The organism is Pseudomonas sp. RT4P38 (genome assembly GCF_054897765.1).
This window is the reverse complement of the sequence record NZ_CM142703.1, coordinates 61,864-75,099: the sequence shown is the minus strand read 5'-3', so window position 1 is coordinate 75,099 and position 13,236 is coordinate 61,864. Positions and strand designations below refer to the sequence as shown.

Annotated in this window: 12 protein-coding genes; all 12 read left to right on the top strand. The window is 58.8% G+C overall.

Features of this window, described 5'->3' with window-relative positions; translation table 11 throughout:
* Nucleotides 1-399: 399 nt before the first annotated feature.
* The 12 genes from tssA (at nt 400) to ACYZT7_RS00315 (ending at nt 13,225) form a co-directional block, all read left to right on the top strand.
* Entirely contained in the window at nt 400-1,956 is a 1,557-nt protein-coding gene (tssA, locus tag ACYZT7_RS00370; protein WP_462039511.1) for a type VI secretion system protein TssA, read from the top strand.
* Nucleotides 1,957-1,988: 32 nt separating this feature from the next.
* The gene (gene tssB / locus ACYZT7_RS00365) at nt 1,989-2,492 is read left to right on the top strand and encodes a type VI secretion system contractile sheath small subunit (protein ID WP_462039510.1); all 504 of its coding nucleotides are present in this window, start codon (nt 1,989-1,991) and stop codon (nt 2,490-2,492) included.
* Between the two features lie 28 nt (nt 2,493-2,520).
* A complete protein-coding gene (tssC, locus tag ACYZT7_RS00360; RefSeq protein WP_462039509.1) occupies nt 2,521-3,996 on the top strand; it encodes a type VI secretion system contractile sheath large subunit in 1,476 nt (491 codons plus the stop codon).
* A gap of 12 nt (nt 3,997-4,008) precedes the next feature.
* A complete protein-coding gene (tssE, locus tag ACYZT7_RS00355; protein WP_007894554.1) occupies nt 4,009-4,416 on the top strand; it encodes a type VI secretion system baseplate subunit TssE in 408 nt (135 codons plus the stop codon).
* Between the two features lie 10 nt (nt 4,417-4,426).
* Complete coding sequence (locus ACYZT7_RS00350) at nt 4,427-4,939, top strand: PAAR domain-containing protein (protein ID WP_462039508.1); 513 nt, start codon at nt 4,427-4,429, stop codon at nt 4,937-4,939.
* Nucleotides 4,936-5,745 (top strand): hypothetical protein, encoded by an 810-nt coding sequence (locus tag ACYZT7_RS00345; protein ID WP_462039507.1) that lies wholly within the window; start codon nt 4,936-4,938, stop codon nt 5,743-5,745. The genes ACYZT7_RS00350 and ACYZT7_RS00345 overlap by 4 nt, the downstream gene beginning before the upstream one ends.
* A 2-nt stretch (nt 5,746-5,747) precedes the next feature.
* A complete protein-coding gene (locus tag ACYZT7_RS00340) occupies nt 5,748-5,948 on the top strand; it encodes a hypothetical protein (RefSeq protein ID WP_462039506.1) in 201 nt (66 codons plus the stop codon).
* 91 nt (nt 5,949-6,039) lie between these two features.
* Complete coding sequence (gene tssF, locus ACYZT7_RS00335; protein ID WP_462039505.1) at nt 6,040-7,827, top strand: type VI secretion system baseplate subunit TssF; 1,788 nt, start codon at nt 6,040-6,042, stop codon at nt 7,825-7,827.
* On the top strand, nt 7,791-8,798 hold the full coding sequence (gene tssG / locus ACYZT7_RS00330) for a type VI secretion system baseplate subunit TssG (protein WP_033059313.1): 1,008 nt from the start codon (nt 7,791-7,793) through the stop codon (nt 8,796-8,798). The genes tssF and tssG overlap by 37 nt, the downstream gene beginning before the upstream one ends.
* A 13-nt stretch (nt 8,799-8,811) precedes the next feature.
* Nucleotides 8,812-11,460, top strand: coding sequence for a type VI secretion system ATPase TssH (gene tssH / locus ACYZT7_RS00325; protein ID WP_462039504.1), 2,649 nt, complete (start codon nt 8,812-8,814; stop codon nt 11,458-11,460).
* A gap of 10 nt (nt 11,461-11,470) precedes the next feature.
* Nucleotides 11,471-12,991: a sigma-54 interaction domain-containing protein gene (locus ACYZT7_RS00320; protein WP_462039503.1), complete on the top strand. Its 1,521-nt coding sequence runs from the start codon at nt 11,471-11,473 to the stop codon at nt 12,989-12,991.
* Between the two features lie 93 nt (nt 12,992-13,084).
* Entirely contained in the window at nt 13,085-13,225 is a 141-nt protein-coding gene (locus ACYZT7_RS00315) for a hypothetical protein (protein WP_008150087.1), read from the top strand.
* The last annotated feature ends 11 nt before the right edge of the window (nt 13,226-13,236 follow it).

The following is a 13,236-nucleotide window of genomic DNA, read 5'->3' as shown; positions in this document are numbered from 1 at the left end:
GTAACATTTCGGAATGCTCCTACATTTATCTTTTTTTATTTTTGGCATGCTTCACGCCTGCCTCAGTGAGCGAACCGGCGATGCATATGGCTGTGATTATCCTTGGTCAAAAGGAAGGCTCTATCTCAATGGTTTCAGGTCGGCTGTCCAGAAAATGAAATATTAAACGGATCTCAGGGATTCCCTTGCTACATATAGGGAAATCTCCTGCAGGAAATAAACACGCTTCGTCTTATTGTTTAATCGGATGCTTGCTAGTGGCCATCATCGTGAGTACGATGCGCGCACTTGAAAGAGCACGAACTCAATTGGATGAGACTCATCGCAGCTCTTTGATACTGTCCCACGCCTCGGTAATTCCATTAGGCGTATGACTGTAATCCTTAATAAAGGCCATGGATGTCCTACTCAAGCAAACTTTCCGCTCATTACCTTGAACTCGCAAAAGCCTCTGTTTCCAAAGAGAATTTCGCGGGCGAGGATGTTCGCTTTTCGAGCGAATATGAGGCATTGGAAAGCGAGCTGGGCAAAGCCCAGTCCATGCACGAAAGCGGTCAGATCGACTGGCTGAAAATCCGCGAAAGCAGTGAAAACCTGTTGCGCACCCAGTCCAAGGATTTGCGGGTCGGTGCCTGGCTGACCTGGGCTCTGTACCAGCGCGAGTCCTTCCAGGGACTGCTGGCCGGCCTTGGACTTCTGCACCACCTGTGCGAGAACCACTGGGCCGAGGTTCATCCCCACAAGGCCCGCACCCGCTCCGCTGCCATCAGTTGGTTGGTGCCGCGTCTTGAGCAGGTGCTGAACCAAAACATCGCGATCAAAGAGCAGCTGCCGCTGTTCCGCCGTCTGGTGGAACATCTTGAAGGCCTCGATGCTGCCTGCACCGAACACCTGGGCGACTATGCGCCGTTGCTGCTGCCGATCTCCCGCCGCCTGAAAAACATGGTCCAGCGCGCCGCTGACAACCAGCCGGAGCCCGGTGTGGTAGGGACCGCCGTGGCCCAGGTCAAGCAGGCTGCCACGCAGCTGTTCACTCCCGGCGCGCCGATCGACAACGAGAAAGAAGCCCACAAGGCCCTGCGCGCTCAGCAAGAAAACGCGCGACCGTTGTGTGCCTGGTGGCTCAAGCAGAAAGCCACCGACCTGCGCGCCTTGCGCCTCAATCGAACACTGTTGTGGTTGCCCATCGACGCGGTGCCCGAGCGCAATGCCGAGCAGATCACCGTTCTGCGTGGTTTGCCAGCCGACAAGCTCAAGGCCTGCCAGGACCGTTACGACCAGGCCAAATACGCTGACCTGCTGGTGGAACTGGAGGCGAGCCTGGCGAAGGCGCCGTTCTGGTTCGATGGCCAGCGAATGGTTTGGGAGTGCCTCCAGGGGCTCAACGCCGAGATGGCTATGCGCGAAGTGGAAATCCACTTCGCGCTTTTGATTCAGCGCCTGCCCGGCATCATCGAATTGCGTTTTCATGACGGCGCCCCGTTTGCCGATCCGGCGACCCGCGCCTGGGTCAGCGCCCACGTCATGCCGCACCTGCAAAGCGCCAGTGCGCCGCGCAAGGTCGAAGTCGCCGACACCCAGCCGGCCTGGGAACTGGCCCTGGAAGAAGTCCTGCCGATCCTGCGCAAGGACGGCCTCAAGGCCGCCGTGCAGATCCTCAAGCAAGGCTTGCAAAGCGCCCAAGGCGGACGCGTCCGGTTCTTCTGGCAGTTCGCCCTCGCGCGGTTGTGCTTCATGGCCAAGAAATACGAACTGGCCAGGACCCAACTCGAAACCCTCGACCAAACATTACAGGACTCAGGCCTGAACGCCTGGGAGCCCGATCTTGCGCTGGAAGTGCTGCATTTACTGCATAGCTGCTGCGAGTTGTTACCGCAGAACCATGCCGTACGTGAACGCAAGGAAGAGATTTATCGCAGGCTGTGCCACCTCGATCTCGAAGTGGTACTCGAATAGGCCCCAGGGCCACAACCGCAAGGAGAATAGCCATGGCCAAAGAAGGCTCGGTAGCCCCCAAGGAACGCATCAACGTCACTTTCAAACCTGCCACTGGTGGTGCTCAGGAAGAGATTGAACTGCCGTTGAAACTACTGGCAATCGGTGACTACACCCACCGCAAGGACGAACGTAAAGTCGAAGATCGCAAACCGATCGGCATCGACAAGATGACCTTCGACGAAGTGCTGGCCAAGCAAGAGCTGCAGCTGACGTTGAGCGTACCGAACCGTCTTCAGGAAGAAGGCGACACTGAAGAACTGGCCGTGAAATTGCGCGTCAACTCGATGAAGGACTTCAACCCGGCCAGCCTGGTCGAACAAGTGCCTGAGCTGAAAAAACTGATGGAACTGCGCGACGCGCTGGTGGCCCTCAAAGGCCCGCTGGGTAACGCGCCTGCGTTCCGCAAAGCCATCGAAGGCGTTCTCGCCGACGACGAATCCCGCGGTCGCGTATTGGGTGAGCTGGGCTTGAACGCCGCAGCCCAGGACGCCTGAGTCTCCATCAGCCAAGGAAGCCAACACAATGAGCACTAGCGCAGCACAGCAAAAGAGCAAAGAGAACGGCGAATACAGCATTCTCGACAGCATCATCGCCGAAACCCGCCTGACGCCGGACGACGAAGCCTACGACATCGCCAAGCGCGGTGTGTCGGCCTTCATCGAAGAGCTGCTCAAGCCGCAGAACAGCGGTGAGCCGGTCAAGAAAGCCATGGTTGACCGCATGATCGCCGAGATCGATGCCAAGCTCAGCCGCCAGATGGACGAAATCCTGCACCACCCGGCGTTCCAGTCCCTGGAATCGTCGTGGCGTGGCTTGCAGTTGCTGGTCGACCGCACCAACTTCCGCGAAAACATCAAGATCGAAATCCTCAACGTCTCCAAAGAAGACCTGCTGGACGATTTCGAAGATTCGCCAGAAGTGATGCAGGCTGGCCTGTACAAGCACATCTACACCGCTGAATACGGTCAGTTCGGTGGTCAGCCGGTTGGCGCGATCATCGCTAACTACTTCATGTCCCCAAGCTCGCCGGACGTGAAACTGATGCAGTACGTGTCCAGCGTTGCCTGCATGTCCCACGCGCCGTTCATCGCCGCCGCCGGCCCGAAATTCTTCGGCCTGGAAAGCTTCACCGGTCTGCCAGACCTGAAGGATCTGAAAGATCACTTCGAAGGCCCGCAATTCGCCAAATGGCAGAGCTTCCGCCAGTCGGAAGACTCCCGTTACGTTGGCCTGACCGTGCCGCGTTTCCTGCTGCGTAACCCGTACGACCCGGAAGAAAACCCGGTCAAATCGTTCGTGTACAAAGAAACCGTCGCCAACAGCCACGAGCATTACCTGTGGGGCAACACGGCCTACGCGTTCGGCACCAAGCTGACCGACAGCTTCGCCAAATTCCGCTGGTGCCCGAACATCATCGGCCCGCAGAGCGGTGGCGCGGTTGAAGACCTGCCGTTGCACCACTTCGAAAGCATGGGCGAAATCGAAACCAAGATTCCTACGGAAGTTCTGGTTTCCGACCGTCGTGAATACGAACTGGCCGAGGAAGGCTTCATCTCCCTGACCATGCGCAAAGGCAGTGACAACGCGGCGTTCTTCTCCGCGAGCTCGGTGCAAAAGCCGAAGTTCTTCGGCATCAGCGCTGAAGGCAAGGCAGCAGAGCTGAACTACAAGCTCGGCACTCAACTGCCGTACATGATGATCGTCAACCGCCTGGCTCACTACTTGAAAGTGCTGCAGCGCGAGCAACTCGGTTCGTGGAAAGAACGTACCGACCTCGAGCTGGAACTCAACAAGTGGATCCGCCAGTACGTGGCCGACCAGGAAAACCCAAGTGCCGAAGTTCGTGGCCGTCGTCCACTGCGCGCTGCCCAGATCATCGTCAGCGATGTTGAAGGCGAGCCTGGCTGGTACCGCGTCAGCCTGAACGTGCGCCCGCACTTCAAGTACATGGGTGCCGATTTCACCCTGTCGCTGGTTGGCAAGCTGGACAAAGAGTAAGCGGAGCGACTCATGACTGGATATGGCAGCCTTTTCGAACGCCTGGGTGGCGACGCGGACAAACGCGTCGGTTGGAGCCGCGAGGTTTCCGCCATGGCGTCCGTGGCTGCCCATCTGGCCAAGATGCTCAGCACCCGTGCGGGCAGCGTGCAAACGCTGTCCGATTACGGGCTACCCGATCTCAATGACATGCGTCTGAGCCTGCACGACTCCCTGAGTCAGGCCCGTCTGGCCATCGAAAATTTCATCGAAGCCTACGAGCCACGCCTGAGCAATGTGCGTGTCATTTCCCTGCCGCGTGACAACGATCAGCTTCGCCTGTCCTTCAGCATCGAAGGCTTGCTGGAAGTTGATGGTTTCAAGCGTCAGGTCAGTTTCGCCGCGCGCCTGGATGGCAGCGGTCAAGTCAAGGTCAACTAAGGAGATTCGTATGTCCGGCAAACCCGCAGCACGTGTCACCGACCCCACCGCTTGCCCACTCCCCGGCCACGGCACCAACCCGATCGTCGCCGGTTCCGGCGACGTGTTCTTCGACGGCCTCGCGGCCGCCCGCCAAGGCGATGCCTCGGCGTGTGGTGGTGCGCTGGTTGGCGATTTAGCAACGACCGTTTTGATCAACGGTAAACCGGCGGCCACTGTGGGCTCCGTCGGTGCTCATGGCAATAAAGTTACGGCTGGGTCTTCGACGGTGATTATCGGGAACTCGCATACGCCGGTGCCGTTTATTCCGCCGACTCCATTAATGCTGTTTTCCCATTGTCAGCATGTTGTGATGGAAGATCAGGATGGAAATCCACTTCAGGATATTCCTTATCAGATTACAACCGCCAAAGGCGAAGTTATCTTCGGGCAAAGTGATGCAATGGGCAGAACCCAGTTGGTAGGGGGGGAAGAAGGTGAAACTTTTGACTTTTACGCCGCAATTGATGGAGCGTCGGTATGAGCGCCGAAATTTTGTCTACCTTGATGACACGGTCAATTGCATTAACTTCCAAGGCAGATCCGGTCGGGAAAAAAGTTACCTATAAAGTATTCTGGAAAACGACTGCTTTCTGGACTGATGCAGATATTGCTGCTTATCACGACGAAGCACCATTGATTGCGGAAGGACTGATCAATGAGCAGTATTGGGACAAAGATGGCAAGGTAAATAACTATAAATTTACCTGCGAAGATTTTGCAATCATGGTCTTAGTGGAGTTTTCTAGTAAGCGCGGGCTTCCAGTTAAACTGGTTACTGGCGTCAGGGCTTATAGAAACATGGAAAATTATAGTCCGTCCGCTCATGACCGATACGGGTCGAATAAGTACGGTTTCGCTGAAATGGTGATGCTGAGTTACGGCGCCCGTGAAATGCAAAAAACGACAGTCAATACTGTAGCCGTAGCCTCCGTGGAGGATTTGATGCCGGGCGACATCCTTGCGCAGGCACTTGATCGTCCGATGATGACTACTGCCCATCACATACAGATGGCTGTGGCGGTGACTGACTCACGAATTGATATACGGCAGGGAAATACAGACGCCGCAATTATCTGGCCATTCACATGGGGTGTGAAACTTACCGGGAAAGATATGGCTGATCCCCAAAGTAGTGGATATGTAGGGCTTCCGGTACAAAAAGGATACTTCATTAAGTCAGGGTCAGGCTGGACTTACCATAATCTGACGAAAGGCACTGTTAATGAAGATTTTCTTAAGGCCTTTGAGTTATATCGCTGGAACTTCATGGGATTTAATAAGGAATGACTATGGAAGGTTACTTTGCCGGCATGGTAGATAATGACTACTTCGGTGTGTTGGCGGTTTTTTGTTTTTTTGTTGGTGTTACCGGACTTATTCCAAGTGTTAGGGAAAAAAGGCTTCACAAGGTATTGAATTTTATTTGTATTATGGCCATTCCGGTTATGTTTGTGATGGGTGTCTATTATTTGACGCACTCCAGTGTCTGATTTTTTATTCAAGACGCTCTGTTTCTGCTGGGTGAATTGAATGTTTCGATGTTCACAACTTTTTGCAAAACCGACAAACAGGTAACCCCTCGTGTCCTTTAACCACTACTACCAAAGCGAACTCACCGCACTTCGCCAGTTAGGTCGTCGATTCGCCGAGCGTAGCCCGGCGCTGGCGCCTTTCCTGGGTCAGGCCGGGCGGGATCCGGACGTGGAGCGGTTGCTGGAAGGCTTTGCGTTCCTGACCGGCCGCCTGCGCCAAAAGCTCGACGACGAGTTGCCGGAGCTCAGCCACTCGCTGATGCATTTGCTGTGGCCCAACTACATGCGGCCGCTGCCGGCGTTCAGCATTTTGCAGTTCGATCCGTTGAAGCGTTCGGGTCCTGCGTTGATGGTTGAGCGTAATACGCCGGTTGAGAGTGTGCCGGTCGATGACGTTCGTTGCCGTTTCCGCACGTGCTACCCGACCGAGGTGTTGCCGCTGGACCTGGCCGCGCTGAATTACTCGGTGAAAGGCGATGGTTCGTTGTTGAGTCTGCGTCTGGAGATGAGTGCTGACGGTCACCTTGGTGAGCTGGAGCTGAGCCGTCTGCGCCTGCACTTCGCCGGTGAGCGTTACATCAGTCAGATGCTTTACCTGAGCCTGCTGCGCAACCTGGAAGGCATCGAACTGGTCCCGCTGGACGGTGCCGGAAAACCGATTAACGGCGTGAACGGCACGCCAATGGCATTCAAGATGCCCGGCGACCGCGTGCAGCCGGTGGGTTTTGCCGAGGAAGAAGCGTTGATCCCGTATCCGCTGAACACCTTCCGCGGCTATCGCTATCTGCAGGAATATTTCGCCTTCCAGGACAAATTCCTCTTCGTCGATATCAACGGTCTGGACCTGCTCAAGGCACTGCCGGAAGACACCCTCAAGCAGGTGCGCGGCCTGGAATTGCGCTTCGATATTCGCAAGAGCGGCATCCAGCGTCTGCGTCCGACCCTGGACAACGTGAAGCTCTACTGCACGCCGATCGTCAACCTGTTCAAACACGATGCGTTGCCGATCCGCCTCGACGGCAAACAGGACGAATACCTGCTGCTGCCGGCCGAATTCGGCCTGGAAAACTGCGGCGTGTTTTCCGTGGAAACCGTCACCGGCTGGAAGCCCGGTGGCCTTGGTTATCAAGAGTACGTGCCGTTCGAATCCTTTGAGCACGACCCGAGTTTCGACGTGCCCAACAGCCGCCCGCACTACAGCATCCGCCAGCGTTCGTCTTCGTTGCACAACGGCCTCGACACTTATCTGAGCTTCGGCATCCGTCACACCGAAGCCCACGAAACCCTGTCGATCGAGTTGATGTGCACCAACCAGAACCTGCCAAAAAAACTCAAGCTCGGCGACATCTGCATGGCCTGCGAAGAGACGCCGGAGTTCCTGAGTTTCCGCAACATCACCCCGGCCACGCCCAGCTATGCGCCGCCGCTGAACCGTGACTTCCTCTGGAAGCTGATCAGCAACATGTCGCTTAACTATCTATCGCTGGCCGACGTCAATGCGTTGAAGGTGATTCTCGAAACCTACGACCTGCCGCGCTACTACGACCAACACGCGGAAAAAGTCAGTAAACGCCTGCTGGGTGGGCTCAAGTCGATCAAGCACCAACACGTCGACCGCTTGCACCGAGGGTTGCCGGTACGCGGGTTGCGCACCGAGCTGACGATCGACCCGGAAGGGTATATCGGTGAGGGCGACCTGTTCGTTTTCGCTTCAGTTCTTAACGAGTTTTTCGCGCTTTACGCCAGTCTCAATTCGTACCACGAGCTGCGGGTAAAAAGCACACAGGGAGAGGTGTACCAATGGACACCACGTATGGGTCTGCAACCCCTGCTTTAAGCGGGCTGACCCGGGTAATACGCGAGTACTCGCTGTTTCAGGCCGTGCTGCTGGTGGTTGACCGGTTGCGCGAGGCGCACCCGTACCTGAGCGAAGACGATCTGTACGACCAGCTGGAATTCCAGGCCAATCCGAGCCTGGGTTTCCCCGGCAGTGATGTGGATCGCGTGGAGTTTTTCGAAGAGCATGGGCAGATGCGCGCGCGTCTGCGTTTCAACCTGATCGGCCTGGTCGGTTCCGGTTCGCCACTGCCAGCGTTCTACGGCGAACAGGCCCTGGGCGATAGCGAAGACGGCAACCCGACCCGCAACTTTCTCGACCTGTTTCACCATCGCCTGCAACGGCTGATGCTGCCGATCTGGAAAAAATACCGCTACCGCGCAAGCTTCCAGAGCGGCGCGCTCGACCCGTTTTCGTCGCAGCTGTTTGCGTTGATCGGCCTAGGCGGCGAAGAGATCCGCCGGGCCCAGGAACTGAACTGGAAACGCCTGCTGCCGTACCTCGGCTTGCTCAGCTTGCGGGCGCACTCGGCGGCGCTGATCGAAGCGGTGCTGCGTTACTACTTCAAACACGCCGAACTGACCATCGAGCAGTGCATCGAGCGTCGCGTCGAAATTCTCGACGAGCAACGCAATCGCTTGGGCCGCGCCAACAGCCTGCTTGGCGAAGACCTGGTGCTGGGCGAACACGTGCGCGACCGCAGCGGCAAATTCCGCATTCACATCCGCGAACTCGACTGGCAACGCTTCCACGAATTCCTGCCGATCGGTTTCGGCTACCAGCCGCTCTGCGCGCTGGTCCGGTTCACCCTGCGTGACCCGCTCGACTACGACATTCGCCTGGTCCTGCGCCAGGAAGAAATCCGCGAACTGCGCATCGGTGAACAGAACGCTTGTCGCCTGGGATGGACCAGCTGGCTCGGCCGCGAAAAAGCGGACGGCGTGGTGACCCTGGGCAGCAAAATTCATTAAGGACGTGAGACCAATGATCAACGTAGACCTGCAACAACTTATCCAGGCGCTGGACGCCGAAACCCGTCGTGACCTGGAAAGTTCGGCCGAACGCTGCGTCGCCCGTGGCGGCAGCAAGATCCTCGTCGAAGACTTGCTGCTGGGCTTGCTGGAGCGCCCGCAAGGCTTGCTCGCACGCGCGCTGCAAGACGCCGAAGTCGATGCCGGTGAGCTGAGCGCCGCGTTACAATCGCGGGTCGAGCACAGCGCTTCGCGCAACCCGGTGTTCGCCCCGGAACTGGTGCAGTGGCTGCAAGATGCGTTGCTGGTGGCAAACCTTGAATTGGGCCAAAGCCAGGTCGAGCAAGCCGCGTTGATCCTCGCGCTGTTGCGCAACCCGATGCGCTACGCCGGCAGCCGCTACCAGTCGTTGCTGGCCAAGCTGAACATCGAACGCCTGAAAGAATTCGCCCTGTCGCAGAAAGAACAACCGGCCACGGGCAAACCCGCGGTGCCCGGCGAATCGCTGTTGCAGCGCTTCACCCACAACCTGACCCAACAGGCCCGCGACGGCAAACTCGACCCGGTGCTGTGCCGCGATGGCGCGATCCGTCAGATGGTCGACATCCTCGCCCGTCGCCGCAAGAACAACCCGATTGTGGTCGGTGAAGCCGGCGTCGGTAAAACCGCCATCGTCGAAGGCCTGGCCTCGCGCATCGCGGCCGGTGAAGTGCCGCAAGTCTTGAAAGGCGTTGAATTGCTGTCGCTGGACATGGGCCTGTTGCAGGCGGGCGCCAGCGTCAAAGGTGAGTTCGAGCGTCGCCTCAAAGGCGTGATCGATGAAGTCAAAGCCTCGCCGAAACCGATCATCATCTTCATCGACGAAGCCCACACGCTGATCGGCGCGGGCGGCAACGCTGGCGGCTCCGATGCAGCCAACCTGCTTAAGCCGGCCTTGGCCCGTGGGGAGCTGCGCACCATCGCCGCCACCACCTGGGCGGAGTACAAGAAGTACTTCGAAAAAGACCCGGCCCTGGCCCGTCGCTTCCAGCCGGTGCAACTGCACGAACCGACCGTCAGCGAAGCGGTGACCATCCTGCGTGGCCTCGCTCAGGTTTACGAGAAGAGCCACGGCATCTACTTGCGCGATGACGCCGTGGTTGCGGCGGCCGAGTTGTCTGCTCGCTACCTCGCGGGCCGTCAGCTGCCGGACAAAGCCGTCGACGTGCTCGACACCGCGTGCGCCCGCGTGCGCATCAGCCTCGCCGCCGCACCGGAAAGCCTTGAACGCCTGCGTGGCGAACTGGCTGAAGGTGGCCGTCAGCGTCAGGCCCTGCGCCGTGATGCCGAGGCTGGTCTGCTGATTGATCACGAAGCGCTGGACGCTTTGGAAGATCGCCTGGGCGAAGCCGAAGATGAAATGGTCGCCCTCGAAGTGCTGTGGACTGAACAGAAAGAACTGGCCGAGCGCCTGCTGGACCTGCGTCAGCAACTGGCCAAGGCGCGCGAAGCCGCTGCCGTCGAGCCTACCGTCACGGTTGAAGAAGACACCGAAGGCACAGTGATCGAGACGCTGGCGGTTGATGAAGCGCAAAGCGTCGCATCCCTGGAAGCCGCGCTGAACGAAACCCACCGCGCCCTGACCGATGCCCAGCTCAAAGAGCGTCTGGTGAGCTTCGAAGTCTGCCCGCGTCTGGTGGCCGAAGTGATCAGCGCCTGGACCGGCGTGCCATTGGCCCAACTGGCCCGTGAGCACAACGCCAAGGTCGCGAGCTTCGCCACCGACTTGCGCACGCGCATCCGTGGCCAGGAACAAGCCGTTCACGCGCTGGATCGCTCGATGCGCGCCACCGCTGCCGGCCTGAACAAACCTGATGCACCGGTGGGCGTGTTCCTGCTGGTCGGCCCGAGCGGCGTCGGCAAGACCGAAACCGCGCTGGCCCTCGCTGACTTGCTGTACGGCGGTGATCGTTTCATCACCACCATCAACATGTCCGAGTTCCAGGAGAAACACACCGTCTCGCGCCTGATCGGTGCGCCGCCGGGCTACGTTGGTTACGGCGAAGGCGGCATGCTCACCGAAGCCGTGCGTCAGAAACCGTACTCGGTGGTGCTGCTCGATGAAGTCGAGAAAGCCGACCCGGACGTGCTCAATCTGTTCTACCAAATCTTTGACAAAGGTGTGGCCAACGACGGCGAAGGGCGCGAGATCGACTTCCGCAACACGCTGATCCTGATGACCTCGAACCTGGGCAGCGACCGCATCAGCGAACTCTGCGAAAACGGCGCACGCCCATCGGCCGAAGTCCTCGAAGAAACCATTCGCCCGGTCCTCAGCAAGCACTTCAAACCGGCGCTGCTGGCGCGGATGCGCGTGGTGCCTTACTACCCGGTCGGTGGCCCGGTGCTGCGCGAGCTGATCGAAATCAAACTCGGTCGTTTGGGCGAGCGCCTGAACCGCCGTCAGCTGGATTTCACCTACTCGCAGGACCTCGTCGATCACTTGGCCGAACGCTGCACCCAGAGCGACAGCGGCGCGCGCCTGATCGACCATTTGCTCGACCTGCACGTGCTGCCACTGGTAGCCGACCGCTTGCTCGATGCGATGGCCATCGGTGAAAGCCTCAAGCGTGTCCATGCGACGCTCGACGGCAACGCCAGCGTGACCTGCGAGTTCGCCTGAGGTGGGTGTGATGTTCACTCAAGTGCCGCAACCGCTGGTCTATGCCGAAGCCTTGCTGGCGCAGTTCGCCAGCTTGTCGCGGGCGGCGGACGGTGCTGCGCTGCTGGGTGACTTCGTGCGCGGGTTGGCCGAGCTCAGCGGTTGTGAGCTGACTCAGTTGTACCTGTTGGACGCGACCCACACGTGCCTGGGAATGAACGCCGAGTGCCTGAACGGCATCCTGCAGCCTCGGGAAGCGGCGAGCCTGCCGGCGGATTACAACGGTGAACAACTGCTGCAATTCGCCCTGTGTCAGAACCGTGCGGTGTGCCTCAACGAGCTGAGCGGCAGCCTGCACGAAACCAGTTTTCTACCGCCTCAGGCCACGCCTTGGCAGTCGCTGTTGTGTGTGCCGCTGGTCAATCAGCAGAAGGCCGTCGAAGGCTTGCTGCTGTGTGCCAGTCGCCGGCACATCGACCTCCAAGGCTTCACCGATTCCCTCGGTCAACTGGGCTCGTTCGTCCTTGGCCAACTGCATTTGCTGCAACGTTTGCGTCAGCCGACCGGTGATGCACGACCGGCGAAGGTCAGCGTCCCGAGTGCCAGCGGCTATGGCTTGATCGGCAAGAGTTCGGCCATGCGCCAGACCTATTCGCTGATCAGCAAAGTTCTTCACAGCCCTTATACCGTGCTGCTGCGCGGCGAAACCGGCACCGGCAAGGAAGTGGTGGCGCGGGCGATTCACGATTGCGGCCCGCGCCGTTCCCAGGCGTTCATCGTGCAGAACTGCGCGGCGTTCCCCGAGAACCTGCTGGAAAGCGAACTGTTCGGCTACCGCAAAGGTGCCTTCACCGGTGCTGATCGCGACCGTGCCGGGCTGTTCGACGCGGCCAACGGCGGCACCTTGCTGCTCGATGAAATCGGCGACATGCCGTTGTCCCTGCAAGCCAAGCTGTTGCGGGTTCTGCAGGAAGGCGAGATCCGCCCGCTGGGTTCCAACGACACCCACAAGATCGACGTGCGCATCATCGCCGCGACTCACCGGGATTTATCGGTGCTGGTCAGTGAAGGCAAATTCCGCGAGGACTTGTACTACCGCCTCGCGCAATTCCCGATCGAGTTGCCGGCCTTGCGTCAGCGCGAAGGTGACATCCTCGACCTCGCCCGACACTTCGCCGACAAGGCCTGCTCGTTCTTGCAGCGCGATGCAGTGTGCTGGTCCGATGCGGCGCTGGATCACCTGTCCGGATATGCCTTCCCCGGCAACGTGCGTGAACTCAAAGGCCTGGTCGAACGCGCGGTATTGCTGTGCGAGGGCGGCGAATTATTGGCCGAGCATTTCTCTCTGCGCATGGAAGCCATGCCGGAAGACAGCAGCGGCCTGAACTTGCGTGAACGCCTGGAGCAGGTCGAGCGCAGTCTGCTGCTCGATTGCCTGCGCAAAAACGACGGCAACCAGACCCTCGCGGCGCGCGAACTCGGGCTGCCACGCCGCACGCTGCTGTACCGCCTCGGGCGCCTGAACATCAATCTGGGTGATTTCGATGGCTAGGTAACAGACCGTCGATTTCACCTCATCCGCTTATTTCAGCGCCGCCCAAACGGGTCGGCGCTTTGTACTTTGTCTACCCCTGGAGACCCTCTGATGTCTGTTCGTCACTGGCAAGCCGTCCTGCTGACCCTCGTCGTTCTATGCGGCCTCGGCGGCTGTAGCGGCAATTACAAATACAACGACAACACCTATCGCCCATTGGGTGATCCGCAGGCGGTCAATCGCGGCAAGTGACCGCAAGGAGT